This is a genomic window from Vibrio sp. R12-SG2-ISO1, from assembly GCF_059834045.1.
The window spans coordinates 1-25,212 of sequence record NZ_JCBDGO010000026.1 but is presented as its reverse complement, the minus strand read 5'-3'; the positions used below and the strand labels follow the sequence as shown (position 1 = coordinate 25,212).

Annotated in this window: 19 protein-coding genes, 1 tRNA gene, 2 rRNA genes and 1 riboswitch; of the genes, 13 read left to right on the top strand and 9 right to left on the bottom strand. The window is 45.9% G+C overall.

Annotated elements, in window-relative coordinates; genetic code table 11:
• Positions 1–64: 64 nt before the first annotated feature.
• The 7 genes from AC6R10_RS17310 to radC all read right to left on the bottom strand — a co-directional run bounded on the left by AC6R10_RS17310 (position 65) and on the right by radC (position 3,183).
• Entirely contained in the window at positions 65–292 is a 228-nt protein-coding gene (locus AC6R10_RS17310) for a hypothetical protein (protein WP_500673051.1), read from the bottom strand.
• A gap of 47 nt (positions 293–339) precedes the next feature.
• Positions 340–699, bottom strand: a complete 360-nt coding sequence (locus AC6R10_RS17305) for a hypothetical protein (RefSeq protein WP_500673050.1) — start codon at positions 697–699, stop codon at positions 340–342.
• A gap of 23 nt (positions 700–722) precedes the next feature.
• Positions 723–1,463, bottom strand: coding sequence for a transcriptional regulator (locus AC6R10_RS17300; protein WP_500673049.1), 741 nt, complete (start codon positions 1,461–1,463; stop codon positions 723–725).
• A gap of 138 nt (positions 1,464–1,601) precedes the next feature.
• Entirely contained in the window at positions 1,602–1,778 is a 177-nt protein-coding gene (locus AC6R10_RS17295; RefSeq protein ID WP_334555571.1) for a hypothetical protein, read from the bottom strand.
• 3 nt (positions 1,779–1,781) lie between these two features.
• Positions 1,782–2,225 (bottom strand): DUF2787 domain-containing protein, encoded by a 444-nt coding sequence (locus AC6R10_RS17290; RefSeq protein WP_500673048.1) that lies wholly within the window; start codon positions 2,223–2,225, stop codon positions 1,782–1,784.
• A 50-nt stretch (positions 2,226–2,275) separates the two neighbouring features.
• Positions 2,276–2,713: a DUF2787 domain-containing protein gene (locus AC6R10_RS17285; RefSeq protein ID WP_500673047.1), complete on the bottom strand. Its 438-nt coding sequence runs from the start codon at positions 2,711–2,713 to the stop codon at positions 2,276–2,278.
• Entirely contained in the window at positions 2,710–3,183 is a 474-nt protein-coding gene (gene radC, locus AC6R10_RS17280; protein WP_500673046.1) for a RadC family protein, read from the bottom strand. Before radC ends, AC6R10_RS17285 begins: the two co-directional genes overlap by 4 nt.
• 334 nt (positions 3,184–3,517) lie before the next feature.
• Here radC and AC6R10_RS17275 point away from each other — a divergent pair, with 334 nt between their 5' ends.
• The 7 genes from AC6R10_RS17275 to AC6R10_RS17245 all read left to right on the top strand — a co-directional run bounded on the left by AC6R10_RS17275 (position 3,518) and on the right by AC6R10_RS17245 (position 16,162).
• Positions 3,518–5,152, top strand: a complete 1,635-nt coding sequence (locus tag AC6R10_RS17275; protein WP_500673045.1) for a type I restriction-modification system subunit M — start codon at positions 3,518–3,520, stop codon at positions 5,150–5,152.
• Complete coding sequence (locus AC6R10_RS17270; protein WP_500673044.1) at positions 5,142–6,461, top strand: restriction endonuclease subunit S; 1,320 nt, start codon at positions 5,142–5,144, stop codon at positions 6,459–6,461. The genes AC6R10_RS17275 and AC6R10_RS17270 overlap by 11 nt, the downstream gene beginning before the upstream one ends.
• Positions 6,461–7,282, top strand: a complete 822-nt coding sequence (locus AC6R10_RS17265; protein WP_500673043.1) for a hypothetical protein — start codon at positions 6,461–6,463, stop codon at positions 7,280–7,282. The genes AC6R10_RS17270 and AC6R10_RS17265 overlap by 1 nt, the downstream gene beginning before the upstream one ends.
• 128 nt (positions 7,283–7,410) lie before the next feature.
• A complete protein-coding gene (locus AC6R10_RS17260) occupies positions 7,411–10,725 on the top strand; it encodes a type I restriction endonuclease subunit R (protein WP_500673042.1) in 3,315 nt (1,104 codons plus the stop codon).
• A gap of 3 nt (positions 10,726–10,728) precedes the next feature.
• Positions 10,729–13,620, top strand: a complete 2,892-nt coding sequence (locus AC6R10_RS17255; protein WP_500673041.1) for an McrB family protein — start codon at positions 10,729–10,731, stop codon at positions 13,618–13,620.
• Positions 13,610–14,941 carry an McrC family protein gene (locus tag AC6R10_RS17250; RefSeq protein ID WP_500673040.1) on the top strand — a complete coding sequence of 444 codons (1,332 nt, stop codon included), beginning with the start codon at positions 13,610–13,612 and terminating at the stop codon, positions 14,939–14,941. Before AC6R10_RS17255 ends, AC6R10_RS17250 begins: the two co-directional genes overlap by 11 nt.
• Positions 14,942–15,163: 222 nt before the next feature.
• Entirely contained in the window at positions 15,164–16,162 is a 999-nt protein-coding gene (locus tag AC6R10_RS17245) for a virulence RhuM family protein (protein WP_500673039.1), read from the top strand.
• Positions 16,163–16,464: 302 nt separating this feature from the next.
• Here the strand turns inward: AC6R10_RS17245 and trmA are convergent, their stop codons facing one another.
• Positions 16,465–17,574, bottom strand: a complete 1,110-nt coding sequence (gene trmA / locus AC6R10_RS17240) for a tRNA (uridine(54)-C5)-methyltransferase TrmA (RefSeq protein WP_500673038.1) — start codon at positions 17,572–17,574, stop codon at positions 16,465–16,467.
• A 166-nt stretch (positions 17,575–17,740) separates the two neighbouring features.
• Positions 17,741–17,937, top strand: a riboswitch (cobalamin riboswitch).
• Between the two features lie 51 nt (positions 17,938–17,988).
• Between trmA and AC6R10_RS17235 the strand changes: the two genes are divergently transcribed.
• The 3 genes from AC6R10_RS17235 to murI are packed head-to-tail and all read left to right on the top strand — an operon-like array spanning position 17,989 to position 21,403.
• A complete protein-coding gene (locus tag AC6R10_RS17235; RefSeq protein WP_500673037.1) occupies positions 17,989–19,836 on the top strand; it encodes a TonB-dependent receptor domain-containing protein in 1,848 nt (615 codons plus the stop codon).
• A 49-nt stretch (positions 19,837–19,885) separates the two neighbouring features.
• Positions 19,886–20,572 carry a Dph6-related ATP pyrophosphatase gene (locus tag AC6R10_RS17230; RefSeq protein ID WP_500673036.1) on the top strand — a complete coding sequence of 229 codons (687 nt, stop codon included), beginning with the start codon at positions 19,886–19,888 and terminating at the stop codon, positions 20,570–20,572.
• Positions 20,573–20,602: 30 nt separating this feature from the next.
• The gene (gene murI, locus AC6R10_RS17225) at positions 20,603–21,403 is read left to right on the top strand and encodes a glutamate racemase (protein ID WP_500673035.1); all 801 of its coding nucleotides are present in this window, start codon (positions 20,603–20,605) and stop codon (positions 21,401–21,403) included.
• Here the strand turns inward: murI and AC6R10_RS17220 are convergent.
• Positions 21,360–21,824, bottom strand: coding sequence for an RNA recognition motif domain-containing protein (locus AC6R10_RS17220; RefSeq protein ID WP_334555558.1), 465 nt, complete (start codon positions 21,822–21,824; stop codon positions 21,360–21,362). The genes murI and AC6R10_RS17220 overlap by 44 nt on opposite strands.
• Before the next feature lie 587 nt (positions 21,825–22,411).
• On the opposite strand from AC6R10_RS17220, the gene AC6R10_RS17215 reads away from it, so the two are divergent.
• The 3 genes from AC6R10_RS17215 to AC6R10_RS17205 all read left to right on the top strand — a co-directional run.
• Positions 22,412–23,963: ribosomal RNA gene (locus tag AC6R10_RS17215) — 16S ribosomal RNA — on the top strand.
• Between the two features lie 153 nt (positions 23,964–24,116).
• A tRNA-Glu gene (locus AC6R10_RS17210) sits at positions 24,117–24,192 on the top strand.
• A gap of 354 nt (positions 24,193–24,546) precedes the next feature.
• Positions 24,547–25,212, top strand: a 23S ribosomal RNA gene (locus AC6R10_RS17205); the annotation flags it as partial.

The following is a 25,212-nucleotide window of genomic DNA, read 5'->3' as shown; positions in this document are numbered from 1 at the left end:
AGGCAAAAAAAGAATGGGGAGCAATCACGCTCCCCGATTTCGTTTGTAATCGTTGCGGGTGGTCTTACTTCTCTTTGATAGCTTCACAGCCTTTAGGCACTGTGATGGTCGATGCCTCCTTACCTGCCTCTTGCGCCGCTTTCACATCCATTTTGTATTGAGTGCACTTACCCGCACTGACATTGACGGCTCCCGAATCTGTGGATGGGTTACCACCCAGTGTTCCACCAGCAAATGCGGAAGAGGTCGAGAAAACTAACGCTGTCGCGATGAGTAGAGTTGACTTGTTCATAGTTGATCCTTACGAGTTGATTTAGTGTGTTACTGAGGGATAGAGAGTTAGAAGGTGTACACAAAGGTGCCAACGCTGGAGGTGACTTCGATCTCTTTCACGCTGTCCACGGTGCAGTTGTTGCTGTATCCGGTATAGGTTTCACCGAACTTCAATTGAACGTTTCTAGATAGTTCAGAGGTCGTGCCTGCGGGTAGGAGGCAGTTGCCTCGATTGATGACCACGCCGGTTATTACCGTGCTGTCGGTGATAGCTTGAATATCAAAGACCAGTGTTCCCCAGTGAGGGTTGGTGGATATCGATACTTCAACATCGGCGGTAACGGTTTGCGCTGCATCTTGCTCGCTGCAAGCCGTAATACTGAATAGCAATAGGGTCATCATGATGGTTCGAATTAGAGTGTTCATGGGTATCTCTCCGTATTGGTGAGTTAAATTTGGGATGCACGGATTTCAGCATGTTCACGCATGAACTGCTCAAGATTGAAATCAGTGGGATAGGTAAAAGAAAACGTCGACACACTGGCCTCATCAATTAGAGGTAGGGCTAGGGTGCGTATCGTAGGTTGACCGGATAATCGAAAAAGCAGCAAGAGCGCGTCACACTGAACCGAGAGTCCCAGTGGTTCAATGAACGCTTTCTCTTGCTGCAAAACTTGACTTGATATCTTGAGCATGCGGTTGTGCAGTAATGCCGTATGTACCGCATTCAACACTTGCCGCTGCTCATTACTCCATTCACAAATGTTGGGCAATGCCACATGGACTTTAGCTAACCATGCTTGCTCTTTTGAATTCTCGGAACCCTTGTGGAGTAAGGGTTTGTCTCTCTCCGAAGAGCGACCTTGCCCATAATTCAGCTCATCAGGAACCAGCGGTAGTAAGTACTTGTTGGTCAGTTGCCAATGGAGCATTTCCTGTTTGTTGAGCTTCAGTAATTGCTCTGAGGTTTTCCGATAAACATGGGGCATGCTCGTCGAATCACACTCCACGTTAAATACGTCCACAATGATGTCATCGAGGTAGCGTTTAATGCTGCGCGTGGTGCGGTGGATATCGAGTAGGGCTAACTGCTGCTGCAACTCCCTAACGGTGACCCATCGATGTTGAGGAATAAGCATCAGCGTGTGCAGCAAAGCGGATAACCCTTCAATGCTGGTTTTATTGCTCATGACTACGCTCTCAATACATCAAAGCTCCACACCGGAGTCGGACATTTAATGTCGGGAGAATAGATGTGGGTCAGACACATAATGTCCAACGGTGAAAACAGCATCAATCGGCTTCACCAAAGCGTGAGCCGATTAACATTAACGCGGCTTATGCTTGTCACTGAGCTCGGCAATCGCTGCCAATAATCCAATCAGTAGTACCACCAGAAAACCTAACATCGTTAGAGATCCGATTGCCCCAAAGAAAGGAGAGAGGGTAAACAGGGTGATAAGAGCGGTGACAAGTTTGATGGTTTGTAGAAGAAGGGAAGTCATGAGTTATTGCGGGGTGACGGCTATCTCGTTGTAGGCGTCCGTATCGACATAGGCAAGAAAGTTATTCTCCCATAGGCGATACAGCTCTTTGGCATCACGGCTACCTTGTATTGGTAGCCAGCCACGATAGGCCACAAAGAACTGTCCAACGCGAAAATCAAAATCCAAGTTGCGCTCTAGCTCTGGATAGTAGTTCCCCATGTAAGCAAAGTCGGTGATGTATTCGATGCTCCATTCTCCTGTTGAGGTATGGCAAATTGCAATCTCAACTGGATGGAAGCCGCCTTCCTCCGCGCTGTAACTTTTATCGCGGAAGTTAAACACCAGGTAACGGCTGGTGGTTAGTGCTTCATTACTCAGCAAATGAGCGGTGAGCTGTACATTTAACAGCTTATGCAGTTTCTTTGACACAGGTAGTGTGGAGGCAATGAAGGTTAATTGGGACATAGTGAGTCCTCCTTGTTTCAGGATTCAAATAAGAAATAACAGAGTAGGAATTAGTGGAACGTACCGACCATTGTCAGTTGCACGTCATCAAAAACGTTTCTGGATAGATGGCGAGCAAAGGCTTTCATCCATACTGAGAGCAGCTCTTGTACTTCTGGGTGGGATAAATCCGTGCTCCCTACATCGGGCTGATAGCACCAGCGATTAGCCAGGTGAAAGTACAGCTCAGGTTCAACGGTTGTACTGTTGTCATCGGGGTAAGAGAAGCTGGCAAAGAACACCACCAGCCAAGGGCTTGATACAGATTCTCGTTTTAGCTGCACTTCAATGGGGTGCAAGCCTTGTCGATGTCGGTAGTAACTCATTTGGCGGCAGTTCAATACGAGTCGTTCAGCGTTCTCTGGGAGAGTGTATCGATTCATAAGTGCTTCCAGTGACGCATGTAATGCATCGTCAATGCACAGCTCTCCGTAATGTTGTTCAATCATAACCACCCCCTTTCAGCAAATGAGGTACAGGTATCGCCTGTCACGATATGGTCTAATACACGTACATCCACCAGCGCTAAAGCGTCCTTGAGTCTTTCGGTTATGCGTCTATCGGCTTGAGACGGCGTTGAGTCTCCAGATGGATGGTTGTGCGCGAATATTACCGCCGCGGCGTTCACTTCTAACACCGCTTTCACCACTTCTCGCGGGTAGACGCTGGCCGCATCCACCGTTCCTTGAAACAGCTCTTTAAACTCAATCAGTCGGTTTTGGCTATCCAGCAACAATAAGGCAAACATTTCACGCTCATGGCTACCTAGCTTATAGCGGACATACTCTTTGGTGGCATCTGGGTTGGTTAGGGCATCACCACGCACGTAGCGTGTTGCCAGTATCTCAGCTGCATGCTCTAGGATTTCATTTTCCTGATAGCGTTGCTGCTTTTGGTAATCGGAAGTTTTGGGATTCATTTCAGGCTCCTGTCGGAATCAGTGATGGGTATTCACATTGATGACATATGCCTGAAAATTTTTAGATTGAGGATGAGATGTAAGTGGAACTTAGGTTGTGAGCAGTTTTGTGAGGTGTTGGCCACAACCGATCACTCCCCTAACTCTTTACATAACCGATTACCGAAAAGTTTGCGACTTTAAGCAAATCAAAGTCTCTTAAATAATATGCAATTAAGCTCAAGAATATCTAATCAAAACCGCCACATCGCTATCCTTTACGATACAATACCTCGCAACAAATCTTGGTTCTGACTCTAGAGCCAAGTTCATCTATTGAGAAGTATTTATCATCATGGCCAGTTCCCCAACAAAGAAACCATCTCCAGCAAAGAAAAAAGCCCCAGCGAAAAAGAAAGGCTTTGAAGAAACCCTTTGGGATACCGCAAACCAACTGCGTGGCAGTGTCGAATCATCAGAGTACAAGCACGTCGTATTGAGCCTTGTGTTCCTAAAATTCATCAGCGATAAGTTCGAAACTCGCCGCAAAAAGATGATCGATGATGGCCAAGACGCCTTTGTTGAAATGAAAGAGTTCTACCAGCAAGACAATATCTTCTACCTAGAAGAGACCTCTCGTTGGTCGTTCGTGAAAAAACACGCCAAGCAAGACAACATCGCGGTTGTGATCGATACCGCTCTAGCGAACATTGAAAAAGTTAACCCAAGCTTGAAAGGTGCACTCCCAGACAACTATTTCTCTCGCCAAGACCTTGAAGTGAAAAAACTTGCTTCACTGATTGATACCATTGAAAACATCGACACGCTCGCCAACGAATGCGACATGAGCGAAGAAGATCTCGTCGGCCGTGTGTATGAGTATTTCCTTGGTAAGTTCGCTGCTACTGAAGGTAAAGGCGGTGGTGAGTTCTATACGCCCAAGTCAGTAGTAACCTTACTTACCGAAATGCTAGAGCCGTTCCAAGGAAAAATTTATGACCCTGCCTGTGGCTCGGGCGGTATGTTTGTTCAGTCTTTGAAGTTTGTAAAACAGCATGAAGGTCGCACCAAAGACATTGCGATTTATGGTCAAGAGCTGACCTCAACTACCTACAAACTGGCGAAGATGAACTTAGCGATTCGCGGCTTATCGGGTAACTTGGGTGAGCGCCCAGCCGATACCTTTTTTGCTGATCAGCATCCAGACCTAAAAGCCGATTACATTATGGCTAACCCGCCATTTAACATCAGCAAATGGCGTGATGAAAACGAACTCACCAAAGATCCGCGTTTTTCTGGCTACCGCACTCCGCCAACGGGCAATGCCAACTACGGCTGGATTTTGCACATGCTTTCTAAGCTGAGCGAAACGGGCACCGCAGGTTTTGTGTTAGCTAATGGTTCGATGAGCTCGAACACTTCTGGAGAAGGCGAGATTCGCCAGCAGCTTATCGAGAACGATGCGGTGGAATGTATGATTGCGTTGCCAGGCCAGCTGTTTTACTCCACCCAAATTCCGGTGTGTGTGTGGTTTATCACTAAGAATAAACGCACCAATGTCGCAAAAGGCTACCGCAACCGCGAACAAGAAACGCTATTTATCGATGCGCGCAACATGGGCAGCATGACCAGTCGTGTGCACAAAGAGCTGACCCAAGAGGATATTGCCCTCATTGCCGACACTTACCACGCATGGCGCAGTGATGACGCTGAACTGAAAGCACGGGTAGAACGCGGTGAATGCAAGGTAGATAAGTACCAAGATGTGGCGGGTTTTTGTAAGCAAGCTAGCATTGACGACATCAAGGCGCATGATTTTGTGTTGACGCCGGGTAGATATGTGGGCGCTGAGGAAGAAGAGGATGATGGTGTTCCGTTTGCTGAAAAGATGGCAACCCTGACTTCTATACTGGGTGAACAGTTTGCAGAGTCGGCAACGCTAGAGGCCGAGATCAAAAAGAACCTAGCGGGGTTGGGTTATGAGCTCTGAGTGGACAGAAGAAACGCTTGGTGACCTAATATCCCGAGATGAGGCACATTTACAAACAGGGCCTTTTGGTACTGCCTTAAAAGCATCTGAGTATTCAGAAAATGGTGTTCCTCTAATTTCGGTAAGGGAAATTAGAGAAGGCTTTCTACAGATTGTAAAAGACACACCTCGTGTATGTGAGGCAACTACACAAAGACTTCCTAAATTTTTATTGAAACAAGGTGATATCGTCTTTGGGAGGAAAGGAGCTGTTGACCGCAATGCTGTAATCCGCTTTGAACAGGAAGGATGGTTCCTTGGCTCAGATGGTATTCGACTCAGATTATCACACAAGTACGATAGTCTTTTTTTTAGTTATCTAATGCGCTCTTCAGTAACTCGAGCTTGGCTTATGAAAAATAGTGAAGGTACAACAATGCTTTCGCTGAACCAGAAGACACTTGCGAGAGTACCTGTTAAATATCCGCCTATCGAAATACAAAAGCGAGTATCTACTCAGTTGCGAACACTCGACGATAAGATAACGCTAAACATCAAAACCAACCAAACCCTAGAACAAATGGCACAAGCCATCTTCAAGTCATGGTTTGTCGATTTCGATCCAGTCAAAGCCAAAATGAATGGCGAACAGCCAGAGGGAATGGATGCGGCGACTGCCTCGCTATTCCCAGAAAAGCTAGATAGCGAAACGGGTATTCCTGAAGGTTGGAAGCTATCGGAGATTGGTGATGAAGTTGCTGTTGTTGGTGGTGGCACACCATCTAAGAAGAACGAGGATTTCTGGGTTGATGGTCACATCCATTGGACTTCTCCTAAAGATCTCTCAGGTGTCCAAGATAAGGTTCTACTAGATACGGCCAGTAAGTTAACCGAGGCTGGCTTGAAGAAAGTGAGTTCTGGTTTATTGCCTGTTGATACCGTTCTTTTGTCCTCACGTGCTCCTGTTGGCTATCTTGCACTGGCTAAGGTTCCACTTGCTATAAACCAAGGCTATATCGCAATGAAGTGCGAAAAAACGCTCCCGCCAGAATTTGTGCTTCAGTGGTGTGTTCATCGAATGGATGAAATCAAGCAACGTGCAAGTGGCAGTACCTTTGCTGAGATTAGTAAGAAAAACTTCAAGCCAATTTCTGTTGTGGTTCCAAGTGAAGATGTGCTCAGTGCTTATCAAAAATTGGTGAAGCCGCTTTATGATGTAATCACCTCTAATGTTCGTCAAAGTGAGCAGCTTTCGAACCTCCGTGACACGTTGCTCCCTAAATTGTTAGCAGGTGAAGTTGATCTAACCGTTGATGAGGAAAGCCAGTAATGAGTGCGCATCCTGATTATTCAAAATTGGAAGAACGTCTAAAAGAGGTTTTCCAATCTGTTAGCAAGTACAAGTCTGCTGAAGGTGGTATTTTGGATTCTAAGTTTGAGTCCCAAGCTAAAAGTATGCCTTGGCAATCTCTTCTAGAGTTGGAACTCGCTGCGTACTTGATTGACTTGAAACTAGATGTCTACTCCGCAGATGAAGGCCCAGACTTTCAGCTTAAGAAATTATCAGGAAACGATAGCATCTGGTTAGAAGCGGTGGGTCCAACAAATGGTAATGACGCACCAAATAAAGATGTACAGGTTGAGCGAAAAAGCAGAACCTGCATGATTTCGGCTTCTTTGAGAGATCCAGACTACGAAAGACGGTTGACTGGTGTGTTGGCTGAAAAAGCTCGGAAATATAGTGGCTATTTAGAGCGTGGGGTTGTTGCGCCTAACGACGATTGCTTAATCGTAGTGTCTACGGATCAAATTAATACTCATTATTTGCCCTTCGAACATCAGCGTTTTTTATCAGTGTTATTTAACGAATCACCAGTTATTGAAATCAATCGACATGGTCATAGTCGTAGACAGGCTATGTCGTTAGCGACCAAAAAAGGAGAGCCTATCAGTTGTAGTTTCTTCGAAGATAACTCCTTTATATCCGGAGTGGTCTACAAAGATCGAGGTGACTTCATTTTCTTCTCCCCTGAATGTCGAGCTGGTGTATCACTCAAAGACTGGATTGCAGATCTTGGGGTCAAAAGCACTTCTTCTAAATTGCTTTCCGGCGAAATCGAGTTAGGCCAATCGGTTGAGGTGCCAGAGTGAGTTCGTATTTACCCCACAAATTGGCGCTCAAATAAAGCGGTGGATAAACAATACATCGGGTGAAGTGGGCCAGCAGTAATGGACACTTAGCAGCAACCAAACATTAAGCACAGTAATAGAGATCACGGATGAGCATGACATTCACAGAAGCCAAACTTGAACAAGCCATTATTGAATTATTGGGTGAGCAGGGCTACCCGCATAGTGTCGGTGAAGACATTGCCCGTGATGACCAAGAGCAAGTGCTGATTCTTGATGACTTGCGAGCGTACCTTGCCAAACAATATCAAGCCGATGAGATAACTGACGGTGAGATTGAGCAAATCATCCACCAGCTTGCTCGCCTACCCGCGAGTGATCTCTATCAGAGTAACAAAACCTTCTGTAACTGGCTGGCGAACGGCTTTTTGTTTAAGCGTGAAGATCGCTCAAAGAAAGATCTCTATATTGAACTGATCAACACGCAACATTTGGCGCAAGCGTTGCGGCTGATGTTTGTCCCGCTTCTTGAGGATAAAAGACCATCGGCAGAACAAAAGGTCGCAGAAGGGGAGATTAACTACTTTCCACCTCAAGATACCAATATCTACAAAATCGTGAATCAGCTTGAAATCTTGGGCATTTCGCCAGAGAACGGCGAACAATTGCGTATTCCCGATGGCCTGCTGTATGTGAACGGTTTGCCGTTGGTGCTGTTTGAGTTCAAAAGTGCGGTTCGCGAGGAGGAGGCTAACCTCTTTGACGCTTGGAAGCAGATCCATATTCGTTACAAGCGTGATATTCCCAAGCTGTTTGTGTTTAACGCCCTGACGATCATCAGCGATGGTGTGAACAACAAAATGGGTAACGCCTTTGCCCCCTATGAGTTCTACTACGCTTGGCGTAAGGTGACGGGCAACGAATCGACCGAGAAACAGGGTATTAACTCACTCTACACCATGATTACGGGCCTGTTTAACAAGGTGCGCTTACTCGATGTGGTGAAGAATTTTGTCTTCTTTCCTGATACCTCGAAGAAAGAAATCAAAGTGTGTTGCCGTTACCCGCAATACTATGCGGCGCGCAAGCTTTACTACAACATCGACAAAGAACGTAAGCCATACGGTAGCGGTAAAGGCGGGACATACTTTGGTGCGACAGGCTGTGGTAAGAGTTTTACTATGCAGTTTTTGTCGCGCCTATTGATGAAAAGTGTCGACTTTGAAAGCCCGACCATCGTCCTGATTACCGACCGAACCGACCTTGATAATCAATTATCAGAACAGTTTTGTAATGCTAGTGATTATATTGGTGATGAAAAGGTGGTGTCTGTCACTAGCCGCAATGACCTGCGTGAACAACTGCAAGGCATAAAGAGTGGCGGTGTATTCCTAACCACCATCCATAAGTTTACCGAAGACATCGAGCTGCTGTCTGAGCGTACCAACATCATCTGTATTTCGGACGAGGCCCACCGCTCGCAAGTTAACCTCGATAAAAAGGTCACCCTGCAATACAAAGATGGCATTGCAGTGGATGTCAAAGAGAGCTATGGCTTTGCCAAATACCTGCATGACTCGCTACCCAGTGCCACTTATGTTGGTTTCACAGGTACACCGATTGACGCCACCTTAGATGTGTTTGGTAACCCAGTAGACAGTTACACCATGACCGAAGCGGTGAACGATGAAATCACCGTGCGCATCGTATATGAAGGTCGAGCCGCCAAAGTTATTCTGGATAACAGCAAGCTAGAAGAGGTTGAAAAATACTACCAAGCGTGTGCCGAGCAGGGGGCCAGCGAGCATCAAATTGAAGAGAGCAAAAAAGCGTCAGCCAATATGAATGCCATCTTGGGCGATCCCGACCGCCTAGAGGCGTTAGCCAAAGACTTTGTGGACCATTATGAGCAGCGTGTCTCTGAGGGCTCAACAGTAAAAGGCAAGGCGATGTTTGTGTGTGCCAGTCGTGACATTGCCTACGACTTCTACAAGCAAGTAAAACTGCTGCGCTCAGAGTGGTTTGAAGTGAAGAAATGCCTAGAGGGAGAGAGCCTAACCGAGCAAGAAGCGAAAGAGTTAATGCCGCTGGCTATGGTGCAAATGGTGATGACCCGAGGCAGCAATGATGAAGACGAACTCTACACTCTTTTGGGTACCAAAGATTATCGTAAGTCGCTTGATGAGCAGTTTAAGAACCCGAAATCCAACTTTAAAATCGCTATCGTCGTCGATATGTGGCTGACGGGTTTTGATGTCCCTGAGCTCGATACTATCTACATCGATAAGCCGCTACAAAAACACAATCTGATTCAAACCATTTCACGAGTAAACCGCAAGTTTGAAGGTAAAGACAAAGGCTTGGTAGTCGACTACATCGGGATTAAATCGCGCATGAACCAAGCGCTGGCCATGTATTCCAAAGCCGATGAAAGCAACTTTGAAGATGTGGCGCTGTCGGTCATCGAAGTGAAAAACCACCTCGACCTTTTGGGGCAGATGTTCCACAGCTTTGACAGCTCAGGGTACTTTACTGGCGAGCCTCGCTTACAGCTAGAGTGCTTAAATAATGCCGCTGAGTTTGTCTTGGTCAACAAAAAGAACGAGCAACGTTTTATGGGCTTAGTGAAACGCCTAAAAGCGGCTTACGATGTCTGTTGTGGCAGTGAGTCTCTGTCCAAGCGAGAGCGTGATTTTATCCACTTCTACATCGCTGTGCGCTCTATCATCTATAAGCTGACCAAAGGGGACGCGCCAGACACGGCACAAATGAATAAGCATGTACGTGAGCTGGTGGCCGAAGCGCTGCGAGCGGAAGGCGTAGAAGAAATCTTCACGATTGGGGAGGAACAAGCCGAAGCCATCGACATTTTCGATGATGACTACATGAACCGTGTGCTAAAGCTCAAACTGCCTCATACCAAGATTCAGCTACTGCAAAAGCTGCTTGGTAAAGCGATTGGTGATTTCAAAAAAGTGAACCAGCTAAAGGGTGTCGATTTTTCAAAGCGCTTACAGTCTTTAGTTGAGCAGTACAACGAACGCCGAGAGAGTAGTGAGTTCCCCGGAGAAGAGTTTGAACCCTTTGTTGATGACTTACACGATGAACTTATTCAGAAGATGAAAGATCTGATGGATGAGATGACCTCGGAGCTAACCTCTTTTGAAGATCTCGGTATCGATCTGGAAGAAAAAGCCTTCCTCGATATCTTAGAGCACATGCGCACTAAGTATGACTTCGACTATGAAGATGACAAGATGCTTGAACTCGCCAAAGAGATGAAAGTCATTGTCGATAATGTCGCCCAATATCCCGACTGGGCAGGTCGCGATGATATTAAAGCCAAACTAAAAGTGGATTTGATTCTCCTGCTGCACAAGTACGGTTTTCCACCCATCGCAAATGATGATGTGTACAAAGGCGTGCTAGAGCAGGCAGAGAATTATAAGAGAGGGAGAGAGTAAGCGGTGTTGTCATCGAACGAAGTTCACAAAATACTCGTTTCAATTGGGTGTCGTATTGAAGAAGGAAAGAAGGAACCGAGCTACGCATATGAGCACTACTTAGGTGAGAATAAGTACTTGTATGTAAAGCGCAAAAAAGATCACGACGTCAAAGCTAGCCCATTGGTTGTTTCCCCAGATTGTAAAAACTTGCGGCACTTAATCGATAAGGTGGATGGCGTTAACGCCGACTGGTCAAAACCCACCAAAAGTACCAGCTATCGGCGCTTTCCTAAGTTCAATGACAATGAGTCTCCTTACGGGTACGCGCTGAATGTCAGGGACCAAGAAGCGATTGAAAGACTCTTGGAAATTCTTGGTGCTGAGATAAACGATGAGCGTAATGTTGGGGAAGTGAAAATGTCAGAGTATTTACTAACTTGGAACCCGAAGCATTTCAATGCAGGTGGTGACGGGAGTGCAAGCGGCCAATTGGATTATAAAGTTGGGCAAGTGGTTCAATGGTCTTGTCACAGCAAGAAGCCCCAGGTTGGTGACACCGTCTACTTAATTCGCTTGGGTACAGAACCCAGAGGAATTATTGCTAAAGGTAGAGTGACCAAAGAAAACTACGCGGACTCTGACTGGAAGGACTCTGAAAAGCAGAAAGCATATATCGAATTTCAGGTAGAAGACATTAGGCACTCTTGCGAAGAAGGCTTGTTGCCAATGTTGCTTCTTAAGTCAGCAATGTCAGATCAACAATGGAGCCCGCAAGTCTCCGGTATTCAGGTCAAGTCTGAGAATGCAAAGCTATTGGCTGAGCTATGGGAGGCAGGCAAGAACAGGCATGCATTGACGCAGTTTCTATCTTGGGATAAGCAAAATCATTTTAACCCCAATGGTTGGTATAAAGACTATCAAGATACTTGTGATCTAGCTAAGCAGATTAAAGAAGGAAAAGCCATATCGGAAGAGGATGTGCACAAGCTGTGGTATGAGAAAGCCAATGGCATTGCGAGTGTTGGTCAAGGTTTTATGTACCAACGAGAGCTAAGTGAAAACACTCATTACTTGAAAGGCTTAACCGAAGAAATCATTAAGTCTCCCTCGAAAGCAACTTATGACAGCATTATTCAAAATTGGCGTACAGACGGTAAATTTGACCGTGTGTTGTGGACGGTGATTCATAGGCTATTTGGTGCGGCATCTCCAGAGAAATACACTAGCATCGCGGGTAGAGAATACTTGGGCACTGTTATTGATTGTCTGAAGAAGCATTTTCAAATATCTATCGAACCAACAGGAAATTGGGTAGCTGATAATCACAAGCTGATTGAAGCCGTCGAAGCTATGATTCCGGGTGGTTGGGATGTTCATACGCGAAACATCCATTTGTGGAATTTGTACGAATGGGCAACCCAAAGTAGCAACAAGGCTGTAGACGAAGATCAGGTCAAAGAAGAAGGGGAGGTATACAGCATGGACAAGGAGCCAACCTCAACCGAAGAGCCTAAAAACGTTATTTTTTTTGGTCCCCCAGGTACGGGTAAAACCTACAACCTTCAGCAACTTCAAGCTGAGTATACGAGCCAGACAGAAAGTGTGGATGCTTCTCTTTGGCTACAAGAAAAAATAGCGCCACTGAACTGGATGCAAGTGTTAGTCCTGTCACTTCTTAGCTTAGGCAACCAGGCGAAAGTGGCTGATATCGTAGCTAGCAAATATTTCCAGACCAAAGCGAAGGTGAACAACCGAGACGGGAACTTAAGCCAAACGGCTTGGAGTTACTTACAAAAGTTTACTGTACCTGAGTCAACAACCGTTAATTACAAAGGCCGTGGTGAACCTGCTGTATTTGATAAAACCAGCGATTCTGTTTGGCAGCTTCTTGATGACAAGGTAGAACTGGTGGATGAACTAGTGGCTCTGCATAAAGAGTTAGAAAATGGACCACCACCAGGATCGATTGTGAAGCGGTATTCAACGACAACGTTCCACCAATCCTACGGCTACGAAGAGTTTATCGAAGGGCTTAAAGCCACAACGGATGAAGAGGGCAATGTTCACTACTCAGTTGAACCAGGAGAGTTTTTAAAGCTCTGTCGCCGAGCCGAGCAGGATCCTGACTCTCGATATGCCATGTTTATCGATGAAATAAATCGTGGCAACATCTCGAAGATCTTCGGTGAACTGATCTCGCTAGTAGAGACTGATAAGCGTGCACAGGGGGCCAACCCTATGTCAGTCAACCTTGCCTATAGCGGTAAACCCTTTAGCGTACCCTCGAATGTCGACATCATCGGTGCAATGAACACCGCAGATCGCTCTATTGCTCTAATGGATACGGCATTACGTAGACGTTTCGAGTTTATCGAAATGATGCCTGAGCCCCGCTTGTTTGAGTCTGATGGTTTAATTGATATTGGCAATGGCCAACAAATTGATCTGGGTGAGCTATTACAGACTCTCAATGATCGTATTGAAGCTTTGTATGACAGGGAGCATACGCTAGGTCATGCGTTCTTCTTTTCTGCTTATAACGCCGCTAAAACTGGGGACTATGATAAGGCATTGGCAAACCTCACTAAGGCATTTGTGGGTAAAATTGTCCCTTTGCTCCAAGAATACTTTCATGATGATTGGAGTAAGATTTGTCTCGTATTGGGGGACAATCAAAAGTTAGGTAGTGACGGAAAAGAACTAGAGGTGTTGCAATTTGTACGCCGAAACAAAATTGAATATCAAGATCTGTTTGGCAACCAATATGAGCCCGATGGATATACGTCAGATGAGTACCGCTATTCATTATCTGGTCAAAATGACGCGGTTTGGACCAATGGTGAAAGTTACCTTGCGATCTACAAGCCACAGTGGAGCGAGAAGCTTGCAGCACAGGTGAAGGATGAGAGCTAACAAAGAGATCTCTCTATTCGAGTTTTCTTATCTGGTCAGTGAGTCTAGTGATGTATGCAGAGAGGAGAGTTATGTAGAACCTATTTCTCCAGCTGCCTTTGTCTTTCTCAAGCAGATAGCGCTAGGCTCGCAAGAAGATAATAAGCTGTTTCGGCTTTGTAGAAAGTCGGGAGTGGAAGCTTTGCAAGTGCGTAACCATGCGGGCGTTATTTTAACTCCTGATGGCACACATATTGAAGTATTGCCGAAAATTGGTCGAACCTTGCCTAGCGCGACAGCAGCTAGAAAGTCATTGCTGGTTATGCTCCGTGCTCTTAACGGCTTTTCACACATTCAAACATCAAGCGCTCTAATTCATGAAGAGAAAATGCCGCTGCTTGAGGTGTTCATTGGTCAGTTTATCGAATCAGTGTTAAACCTCGTCAAGAAGGGGGTGAAAAGCGACTACGTGCAAACACTGGATAACCTCAAGTATCAGAAAGGCAAGCTCGTTGCAGCAGGGCAGCTGCGCAAGAACCTAGTGACAAAACACAAATTTTATTGCGAGTACCAAGATTATTTGGTCGATAGGCCAGCCAATAGGCTTATCCATTCTGCATTGAATACTGTTGCCAGGTTTTCTCGCAGTACTAAACACAAGAAGCAATTACACGAGCTCTTTTTTATATTCGAAGACGTTCCGTTAAGCCGCGATTATAAAAGCGATCTATCGAGGTTAAGACTCGATAGAGGAATGAGTCACTACCATGTACCAATTGCCTGGGCCACATTGATACTGAATGGCTTTTCTCCACAAACAATGAAAGGCAGCAACCAGGCTATCTCTCTTCTCTTCCCTATGGAGAGAGTTTTCGAAGATTACGTTGCTAAGGTATTGAAGCAGCAGGTACCTGCTAATTTGGTTGTTAGAAGCCAGGTGAAACGTAAAAGCTTGGTTGAACATAAACAAGCCAGTTGGTTTAAGTTGCAACCAGATTTGCTGCTTGAAAAGGAAGGGAGTGTTGTCAGTATATTGGATACCAAGTGGAAGCTTCTGGACCAAACAAAAGACAACGGTTCTGATAAGTACGGCCTATCGCAAAACGACTTTTACCAGATGTTTGCCTATGGGCAGCACTATTTCGATGGTAAAACCGATACAAGGGATATGTTTCTAATCTACCCTGCACACGATGGCTTTGAGGCCCCAATAGAACAGAGCTTCAACTTTGTTGCGTGTGGTGGCAATAAGCTCAAATTATGGATCGTACCGTTTGTAATTGCGGAGGGAGAAAAAGGTGGAGTGAACTGGCCTAAGGAATGCCGAATTTTGTCGAACTAAACACACTTATCGCTCCGCCGAGCAGGTCTCAAAAAGCTTCCAATATGATTATGAACTGGACTTTCAAGATTTTCTTGAGAGAACGGTTGATGAAGGTGCCACCGAAAACTTCTCATACTCCAATAATGGGGTGAGAAAAGCAGGGCGACGACTACGTAAGAAAGAGGGCGACTTTAAAGCCAAAATGTTGAATGATGAAAGAAGAAGGATAGCTAATCTCTTATGAGCAACAACGATCTTATTCTCTACAGCACCGATGACGGGCAAGCTCAGTTTGTATTACGCGAACTGGGTGGTCAGGTATGGCTAACTCAACTTGAGCTCGCTGAGTTATATCAAACGTCAAAGCAGAATATTAGCAAACATATTAAAGCAGTGATCGCAGATGGGGAGCTGGCTGAAGGGGCAGTTGTCAACTCTAAGTTTACAACTGCGACAGATGGCAAACGCTATCTAACACAGCTTTATGCATTACCCATGATTATCGCGGTAGGTTACCGAGTTCGCTCATCACGAGGCACTCAGTTCCGTCAGTGGGCTACACGAACTTTGGGTGAATATATGACCAAAGGCTTTGTGATGGATGATGAACGTCTGAAAGAGCCTGGACTGGATTATTTTGATGAGTTGCTTGAACGTATCCGCGATATCCGCTCATCAGAAAAGCGTTTCTATCAGAAAGTAAGGGATTTGTTTACTCTAGCTGAAGACTATAATGCCAACGAGCAAGCAACTCGAGACCTGTTTGCCCAGGTCCAGAATAAACTTTTTTATGCCGTCTGCGGAAAAACAGCAGCAGAGATTGTTGTTGAGCGTGCAGATCCGCAATTACCCAATATGGGACTGACCAGCTTTAAAGGGGAACGAGTACGCAAAGCGGATGTAGTAATCGCAAAGAATTACTTACAGCAGGATGAGCTGAATAAGCTGAACCGACTTGTCACTATGTTCCTCGATTTTGCCGAGTTTCGTGCTCAAGACAAACAACATACCTACCTGGTCGATTGGCAGGAATTTATGACCAAGTTTCTGACCTTTAACGATCAGTCTGTTTTGACTAATGCAGGTAGCATTAGCCACAAAGCAATGGAGCAATTGGTACATCAACGTTATGGGGAGTTTGATGGTGCACGTAAAAAACAAGAAGCCATTAGTACCGATGACGAAGAGCTTAAAGCACTAGAGACATTAGAAAAGAAACTATCGAGTACGAAGAAATAGATTAGCCTTTTCTGTCGAGTAGGCAGAGTATAAAAATGCTGTAATGTGCAGCTTTTCGTTGACTATTTAGATAAAGCTGTATGTTGGCATTTGGATTGTTCCTGAAGCTTTATGGTGATATTGACCGTTTGGATAGAAGTCGATTTTGGCTTCAGTCGTTTGCAGTAGGTATAAGAAGCTTTAATGCAGATAGGCTCAACCCTTCGTTATGACTGGCTCGAGTTTTAGAGCGTTTTACTTGTCCCCGTACCCCGAGCCGTACCCAGTGCTTGTTTTTATATTCCTAAAAATAAACAAACCCTTTATTTAATGCGCTCTAGCATCACGCCCGCTTCCATATGGTGGGTGTAAGGGAATTGGTCAAACAGGGCGAATCGAGTGATTTTGTGCGTTTGCGATAACACGTCCAAATTCTCTTTGAGCGTATCAGGGTTGCATGAGATGTAGACGATGCGTTGATAGTTTTGCACCATCTTACAGGTATCGATATCCATGCCTGAGCGAGGCGGATCGACAAAAATGGTGTTGCAGTTATAGCTGCTTAAATCCACATTGGCGTCTTTTAAGCGGCGGAATTCTCGTTTGCCTTCGATCGCTTGAGTAAACTCCTCGGCTGACAATCTGAGGATCTGTACGTTGTCTATGTTGTTGGCGGCGATGTTGTACTGCGCAGACTCAACGGAAGGTTTGGCGAGTTCGGTCGCTAACACACGGTCGAAGTTTTTTGCCAGTGCCAGTGAAAAGTTGCCGTTACCGCAGTAGAGCTCAAGCAGATCGCCTTGGCTCTCTTGGGTGCAGTCGACGGCCCATTCCAGCATTTTTTCTGCCACTTTGCCGTTAGGCTGCGTAAAGCTGTTTTCGACCTGCTGATAAACGTAAGGCTGGCCGTTCACATCCAGTTTCTCTACCACGTAATCTCTATCGAGCACGATTTTCATTTTACGCGCACGGCCAATCAGGTTGAGGTTGAACCCTTCGTCATTTAAGCGTTGTTTCAGCGCTTTTGCTTCCACTGTCCAGACATCATCGAGCTGACGATGGTATAGCAGCGAGACCAAGATTTCGCCGCTCAGTGTTGAGAGAAAATCGACTTGAAAGAGCTTGCGGCGCAGTGTGTCGTTATCTTTCATTGCTTCGAGAAGCAGCGGCATTAAGTCATTGATAAGACGACTGGCCGCCGGAAACTGATCGACGCGGTACTTTTCACGAGTCTCTTGGTTAAACATGATGTAATAGAGATCATCCCCTTCGTGCCACACGCGAAATTCGGCGCGCATGCGATAGTGCTGCTCTGGAGATTTGAACACTTCCAACTCCGGCGCCTCGTAACAGGAAAACATCTCGGTCAAACGAGAGATTTTGTCATCGAGTTGCTGCTGGTAGTGCTGCGGGTTTACATCAAGAGTCGCCATGAATAGTACCTTTGGGGTGATTACCTGGGTGGTGTTTGCCATTTAAGAGCGCAGATTTTATTCAATCCCCGTCTGATGTCCAGTCTTGGTCGCGAAACGGGCGCAATGCGCACTGTAAAACTATAGCTTATAGCCATCTATCACTAGACAAATACCGTCAGGCTCAATACTATGCCTTCAAGCTGGTGCTATCTAGATGTATAGATGGCTGAAAAGGGAATCTGGTGCAAATCCAGAACTGACGCGCAGCGGTAAAAGAGAACGACCCCTCAACACGACACTGCACCACGGGAGGTGTGGGAAGTCGAGGCAGTAGGCCAACAGCTCTTAAGTCCGAATACCTGCCAGCAGCTGAGTTCCATCAACGGCATCCGCCAGAACTCAGTAGGATTTACGCGATTTAGGAACAATATAATGAACAAATCTATTCTAGCGATAGCAGTGGCATCGCTACTTCCTGCTACCTCGAGTTTGGCCCAAGAAGTCGCCGCTGATGAAACCATGGTGGTGACGGCGAATCGTTTTGAGCAAGTTGATGGTGCCGTATTAGCCCAAACGGTAGTCGTCACCAAAGAAGACATTTCCAAACTTCAGGCAAATAGCTTAGTGGATGTTTTTCGAACTCTACCCAGTGTTGAGGTTGCCCAGTATGGTGGACGTGGTCAAAACGCGTCATTCTTCGTTCGTGGAGGCAGCTCATCTCAAGTTTTAGTGCTAATGGATGGTACTCGAATGCCGAGAGCTATGATGGGAGGTGTGGATTTCAACTCTTTACCTGTCAATTCCATTGAAAGAATTGAGTTTATACGTGGTGCCCGTGCCTCAATCTACGGTTCAGAGGCAATCTCGGGTGTCATCAACATCATTACCAAAGCTGACGTAAATGAAAACGCAGTGAAATTATATGGCGGCTTTGGAACAAATAATCACTATGTCACTTCTTTAGCAGCTCTGCATAAAATCGATGAAAACCAACATATAAAAGCCGTGGTTGGATATGAGAAAAATGACGGCTTTAATGTTAAACCTGTAGCCGGGGTTAACGATGGCGATGAGCATGGTTTTGAGTCATATAATGTCAATGTTGGCTATCAAAACAAATTGACTGACACCGTCCGTGCTTTCGTCAATGTCGTTGCTTATGACAACGAAGGAGAGTATGACAATAGTTATGCCGCGTCTCAATGGGGTCCTGCTACCCATGAAAAGAAAATGGGTCGAGTTGAGTTTCGTTCAGTTAATACAAATCTTGCTTATGATAAGGGTAATCTAAGCTCCTCTCTGGATCTGACATATGCAGAGCAGGATAACTACGATTATGTTGTGGGTGAGAGTAAGAAAAGCGGCGCAATTGTTTCAATTAACCAAGTTAATGCTGCATGGCTAAACTCTTATCGTGTTAATGAACAATTTTCTGTGGGTGGCGGCTTAGATTATCGCCGTGAAAAGTTGGACGAGGGTTACACTGGATTTGGCTATTATCAGCCAGAAGAAAACCCGCGTGAGAACTATGGTATCAGCATCATTGGTCAATACACATTAGACAGTTGGACTTTGGAAGCGAGTGCTAGAAATGACGACAATAGTCAGTATGGCAATAACACGACTTGGCAAGCGGCGGTGGGTAAGGTTTTTCTTGAAAATTACGAAATCAAAGCAAGTCATGGGACTGCTTTTAGAGCGCCGACCTTTCTAGATTTGTATTACCCAGGTTATGAAGCGCCTAACCTAAAGGCAGAAGACTCTGAAAATACAGAACTAACGTTGGAAGGTTCTCACTCTTACTTAGATTGGTCTGTGACAGGTTACATCAATAAAATTAACAACATGTTGATGTGGCAAGGATCGGGCATGACCAACATCGGTGAAGCAGAAATTAAAGGTATTGAACTGGGGTTAGGCTTTGACACCTCAATCGTTACGCACCAGTTTTACTTAGATTGGAAAGATCCAGTAGATAAGTCAAATGGTAAAGAACAACAGTTAGCGTACCGTTCTAAACAGGGCGCGAAGTGGAACGCTTTTGCTGAATTTGGTGATTGGATCTTTGGTTCTCAGTACCTGTATCAAGGTGAGCGTTTTAATGGCGATACACGATTAGCTAGCTACAGCCTCTGGAACTTTACGGCTGAATATGCAGTTTCGCCAGATCTCAAGTTAAAAGGTAAGCTGAGCAACGCATTTGATAAAGAGTATGAAATGTACAGTGGTTACGCGACACCAGGGCGTGAATACTTCGTGTCCGCCTCTTACCAATTCTAATTAACCCCCTAAACCGCCCTCGGGCGGTTTTTTCTTATTGGGCATATCAATGAAAAAGAAAGTCGTTATAAGTTGGTCGTCAGGCAAAGACTCTACTCTAGTCCTAGAGCGTTTGATTGACAGTTCCGAGTATGAAGTTGTAGCTCTCTATACGACCTATGTCAAAGACGAAGTCCCTTTTCAAGCGACGCCGCTGTCTGTCGTCCGGATGCAAGCACAATTGCTCGGTTTACCGCTGATTGAGATTGCTTTGCCAGAGGTGTTCCCAAGTAACGAGATCTATCAGCAAAGCATCGTTGACGGCTTACGCAAGAGTGGGTTAGCAATAGACGCTGTCGCATTCGGCGATATGTTTTGCAATGGTATCGCAGACTATCGGCGAAGCTATATTGAACCTGCTGGATGGGAGTGTGTCTTCCCTCTCCTTGGAGAGAGCAGTCAAGCGTTGGCCAACGAGATCATCGACAGAGGGATACAAACCTTAGTGGTCACAACGGATGCCGAGCAACTTATCCCGGACTACTGCGGCCTTTGGTACAACTCAGCATTCCTACAATCACTACCCGCAACGGTGGATCCGTGTGGAGAAAATGGTGAATTTCATACATTGGTGACACAAACAAGAAGCTATCAAGGTGAGATAGCGCTGGCGTTGACGCACCAAGAGCACGGAGAGCGCTTCTCACATCAACGTTATCAAGCCTCGATATTGCCAATCGATGCAGAGCGAGTATGATCAGCGCATCTTATTGTGTGGAAGTCGCTTGTGTTCTCTCAGCCAAATGTTCTAATTTTTGATTCCGGTGTTGGTGGGCTTTCTGTCTATCAAGAAATCGAGGCGATCCTTCCCCAATTCAACTACTACTACGTTTTTGATAACGAAGCGTACCCTTACGGTGAGCTAGAACACAGTGTGTTGATCGATCGCGTAAAGCAAATTGTGTCGCAATGCGTCGAGCGGTTTCGCATCGATCTAGTGGTGATTGCATGCAATACGGCGAGCACCATTGTGCTCCCTACACTTCGTGCCCAGCATACTATTCCTATCGTTGGCGTTGTGCCGGCGATTAAGCCGGCGTCAAACATGGCCAATAAAGCCGTCGGGTTGATTGCGACGCCAGCGACGGTGACGCGAGAATATACCCATGACCTCATTCGCAACTTTTCTCAGAGTAAACCTGTCGAAATGCTAGGCTCGACAAGGCTGGTGGATATGGCTGAAGAAAAGCTACGTGGGCAAACGGTAGTACTGGAAGAGTTAGAGGAAGTGCTGCTGCCAATCAAAGGTCACATTGATGTTGCTGTACTAGGCTGTACCCACTTTCCGCTCATCAAAGATGAGATCCAACAGGTGCTCGGTGATGGGGTTATCCTAGTGGACTCCGGTCAAGCCATTGCGAGACGCGTAAAACAGCTGCTGGGTAATGAATTAGAAGCGAGTGAGAAGGGCAAGCGGGAGATTTACTCCAGCGCTCCCCCTTGGCAGGAAGAAGCGCTGAACAGAAAACTGCAGAACTTAGGGTTTACTCCTGTTCAGAGTTCTCCGATTGAGATTTTGGATCGTTAGCAATCCTCACCTTTAAGGTACGCTGAAGATAGTCTTTATCATTCAGCGCATCGATTGCGGTTTGCGCGTCGTTGGTGGCCATTACCACAAAACCGAAGCCACGGCGCTTTCCTGTCCTTTTATCCTTCATTAATCGAACGGCAAATACCTCACCATGTTGAGCAAACAACTCTTTGACGTGAGATTCGTTTGCTTTGTATGGAAGGTTACCAACATATAAGGTCTTGGTGGATGGATCGCTGACTGGTTCTGGCTCTGAATCGGTATTCGAAAATTTAAAAACAAAAGCGCAAGCAAAAACACCGATAACAAAAGTCAACGCAGAAGATAGCTCTTTTCCTTGTGATTCAATAAAGAGAAAGAGCATGCCACCCAATACCGCCAAGGCTACCATCAGAATGGTTGATTTATTTGAACTCATATTGGAATACAACTTTTTGGTTGAGAATAAGAAAATCTATTATTAACAAAATAGATACAGGCATATTACGTATAAGGTTATTGTTTTTCCAACCTATTGATGTGACGTGTCTCAAATGTTGAAATTTTATTCTATTTTCATCGGTTTGATTTAAATTTGAGCAAACAGAAAATAAATTGAAAATAGTGCTTGTCTTCCTTTCAGACCTCCCTATAATGCCGCCTCACCGACACGGAGTGAGACGAAAGTCACAAACCAAATCGGATTCAGAAAAATTAAGCGAATAAAAAAGCTTGACTCTGAAAACGGGAAGCGTAAGATACGCACCCCTAGCAGCGAGACGCAAAAGCGACATCGCACTAGACGCTCTTTAACAATATAAACCTATCAATCTGTGTGGGCACTCGTTGATGATAATCCAATTAGATACCTTCAGTATCAAATTAGGTTTCAATGAACTGAGTGACCATTTGAATGACTTTCCTTTGTTAAAGGATCGGCATTCAAACACAGTCAATTCAAGTTTTCTAGGAACTAGCTTCTAGTCACTAGGAACTTATCAGTATTCATTGAGCCGACAAAATCTTAAATTGAAGAGTTTGATCATGGCTCAGATTGAACGCTGGCGGCAGGCCTAACACATGCAAGTCGAGCGGAAACGACTTAACTGAACCTTCGGGGAACGTTAAGGGCGTCGAGCGGCGGACGGGTGAGTAATGCCTGGGAAATTGCCCTGATGTGGGGGATAACCATTGGAAACGATGGCTAATACCGCATAATAGCTTCGGCTCAAAGAGGGGGACCTTCGGGCCTCTCGCGTCAGGATATGCCCAGGTGGGATTAGCTAGTTGGTGAGGTAAGGGCTCACCAAGGCGACGATCCCTAGCTGGTCTGAGAGGATGATCAGCCACACTGGAACTGAGACACGGTCCAGACTCCTACGGGAGGCAGCAGTGGGGAATATTGCACAATGGGCGCAAGCCTGATGCAGCCATGCCGCGTGTATGAAGAAGGCCTTCGGGTTGTAAAGTACTTTCAGCAGTGAGGAAGGCAGGTACGTTAATAGCGTGCTTGTTTGACGTTAGCTGCAGAAGAAGCACCGGCTAACTCCGTGCCAGCAGCCGCGGTAATACGGAGGGTGCGAGCGTTAATCGGAATTACTGGGCGTAAAGCGCATGCAGGTGGTTTGTTAAGTCAGATGTGAAAGCCCGGGGCTCAACCTCGGAATTGCATTTGAAACTGGCAGACTAGAGTACTGTAGAGGGGGGTAGAATTTCAGGTGTAGCGGTGAAATGCGTAGAGATCTGAAGGAATACCGGTGGCGAAGGCGGCCCCCTGGACAGATACTGACACTCAGATGCGAAAGCGTGGGGAGCAAACAGGATTAGATACCCTGGTAGTCCACGCCGTAAACGATGTCTACTTGGAGGTTGTGGCCTTGAGCCGTGGCTTTCGGAGCTAACGCGTTAAGTAGACCGCCTGGGGAGTACGGTCGCAAGATTAAAACTCAAATGAATTGACGGGGGCCCGCACAAGCGGTGGAGCATGTGGTTTAATTCGATGCAACGCGAAGAACCTTACCTACTCTTGACATCTACAGAACTTAGCAGAGATGCTTTGGTGCCTTCGGGAACTGTAAGACAGGTGCTGCATGGCTGTCGTCAGCTCGTGTTGTGAAATGTTGGGTTAAGTCCCGCAACGAGCGCAACCCTTATCCTTGTTTGCCAGCACTTCGGGTGGGAACTCCAGGGAGACTGCCGGTGATAAACCGGAGGAAGGTGGGGACGACGTCAAGTCATCATGGCCCTTACGAGTAGGGCTACACACGTGCTACAATGGCGCATACAGAGGGCGGCGAACTTGCGAGAGTAAGCGAATCCCAAAAAGTGCGTCGTAGTCCGGATTGGAGTCTGCAACTCGACTCCATGAAGTCGGAATCGCTAGTAATCGTGGATCAGAATGCCACGGTGAATACGTTCCCGGGCCTTGTACACACCGCCCGTCACACCATGGGAGTGGGCTGCAAAAGAAGTGGGTAGTTTAACCTTCGGGAGGACGCTCACCACTTTGTGGTTCATGACTGGGGTGAAGTCGTAACAAGGTAGCGCTAGGGGAACCTGGCGCTGGATCACCTCCTTATACGATATGATAGTTTGTTCGCTTTATGGCAATAAGTATTATGAGTGTCCACACAGATTGATAGGTTTATAACGAGATCGTGGGGCTATAGCCAGATAGAAGAGTATTGCCTGGCAGGCAAGGTCATCGTTCAATCCCGGTTAGCTCCACACTGTCCCGTTCGTCTAGAGGCCTAGGACACCGCCCTTTCACGGCGGTAACAGGGGTTCGACTCCCCTACGGGATACCATCTTTAAGCGCACTTCTTTTAATAAGAAAGACGATAGTGCTTTTAAAAATGGTTACTTCTTTGAAGTGATTTGCTCTTTAACAATTTGGAAAGCTGACAAAACAACAATTTATTGTTGTTTGTAAAGTTCTCAAAGTATTCATATCTATGAATACACAAAAACACATTCAAGTGTTCTTGGGAATAAGTTATCTAGGAACTAGACACTAGTCTCTAGGCACTTATTCATATTTGAGTCCGGCAAAATCGAGTCTGCATCATGTTTAAATAATTGCAGACAACTTTGGTTGCTTAGTTTGTTTTCACTTTTCAAAGTGAAAGTAAATGAGCCAATAAGACCCTTTGGGGTTGTATGGTTAAGTGACTAAGCGTACACGGTGGATGCCTTGGCAGTCAGAGGCGATGAAGGACGTATTAACTTGCGATAAGCCCAGATTAGGTAGTAAAAACCACTTGAGTCTGGGATTTCCGAATGGGGAAACCCACCTGCATAAGCAGGTATCGTTATGTGAATACATAGCATAACGAGGCGAACCGGGGGAACTGAAACATCTAAGTACCCCGAGGAAAAGAAATCAACCGAGATTCCGAAAGTAGCGGCGAGCGAAATTGGACTAGCCCTTAAGCTTTATATGCGTTAGACGAACGGTCTGGAAAGTCCGGCAATAAAGGGTGATAGCCCCGTAGTTGACAACGCACATTCAGTGAAATCGAGTAGGGCGGGACACGTGATATCCTGTCTGAATATGGGGGGACCATCCTCCAAGGCTAAATACTACTGACTGACCGATAGTGAACCAGTACCGTGAGGGAAAGGCGAAAAGAACCCCTGTGAGGGGAGTGAAATAGAACCTGAAACCGTGTACGTACAAGCAGTAGGAGCACCTTCGTGGTGTGACTGCGTACCTTTTGTATAATGGGTCAGCGACTTATATTCAGTGGCAAGGTTAACCATCTAGGGGAGCCGTAGGGAAACCGAGTCTTAACTGGGCGCTCAGTCTCTGGATATAGACCCGAAAC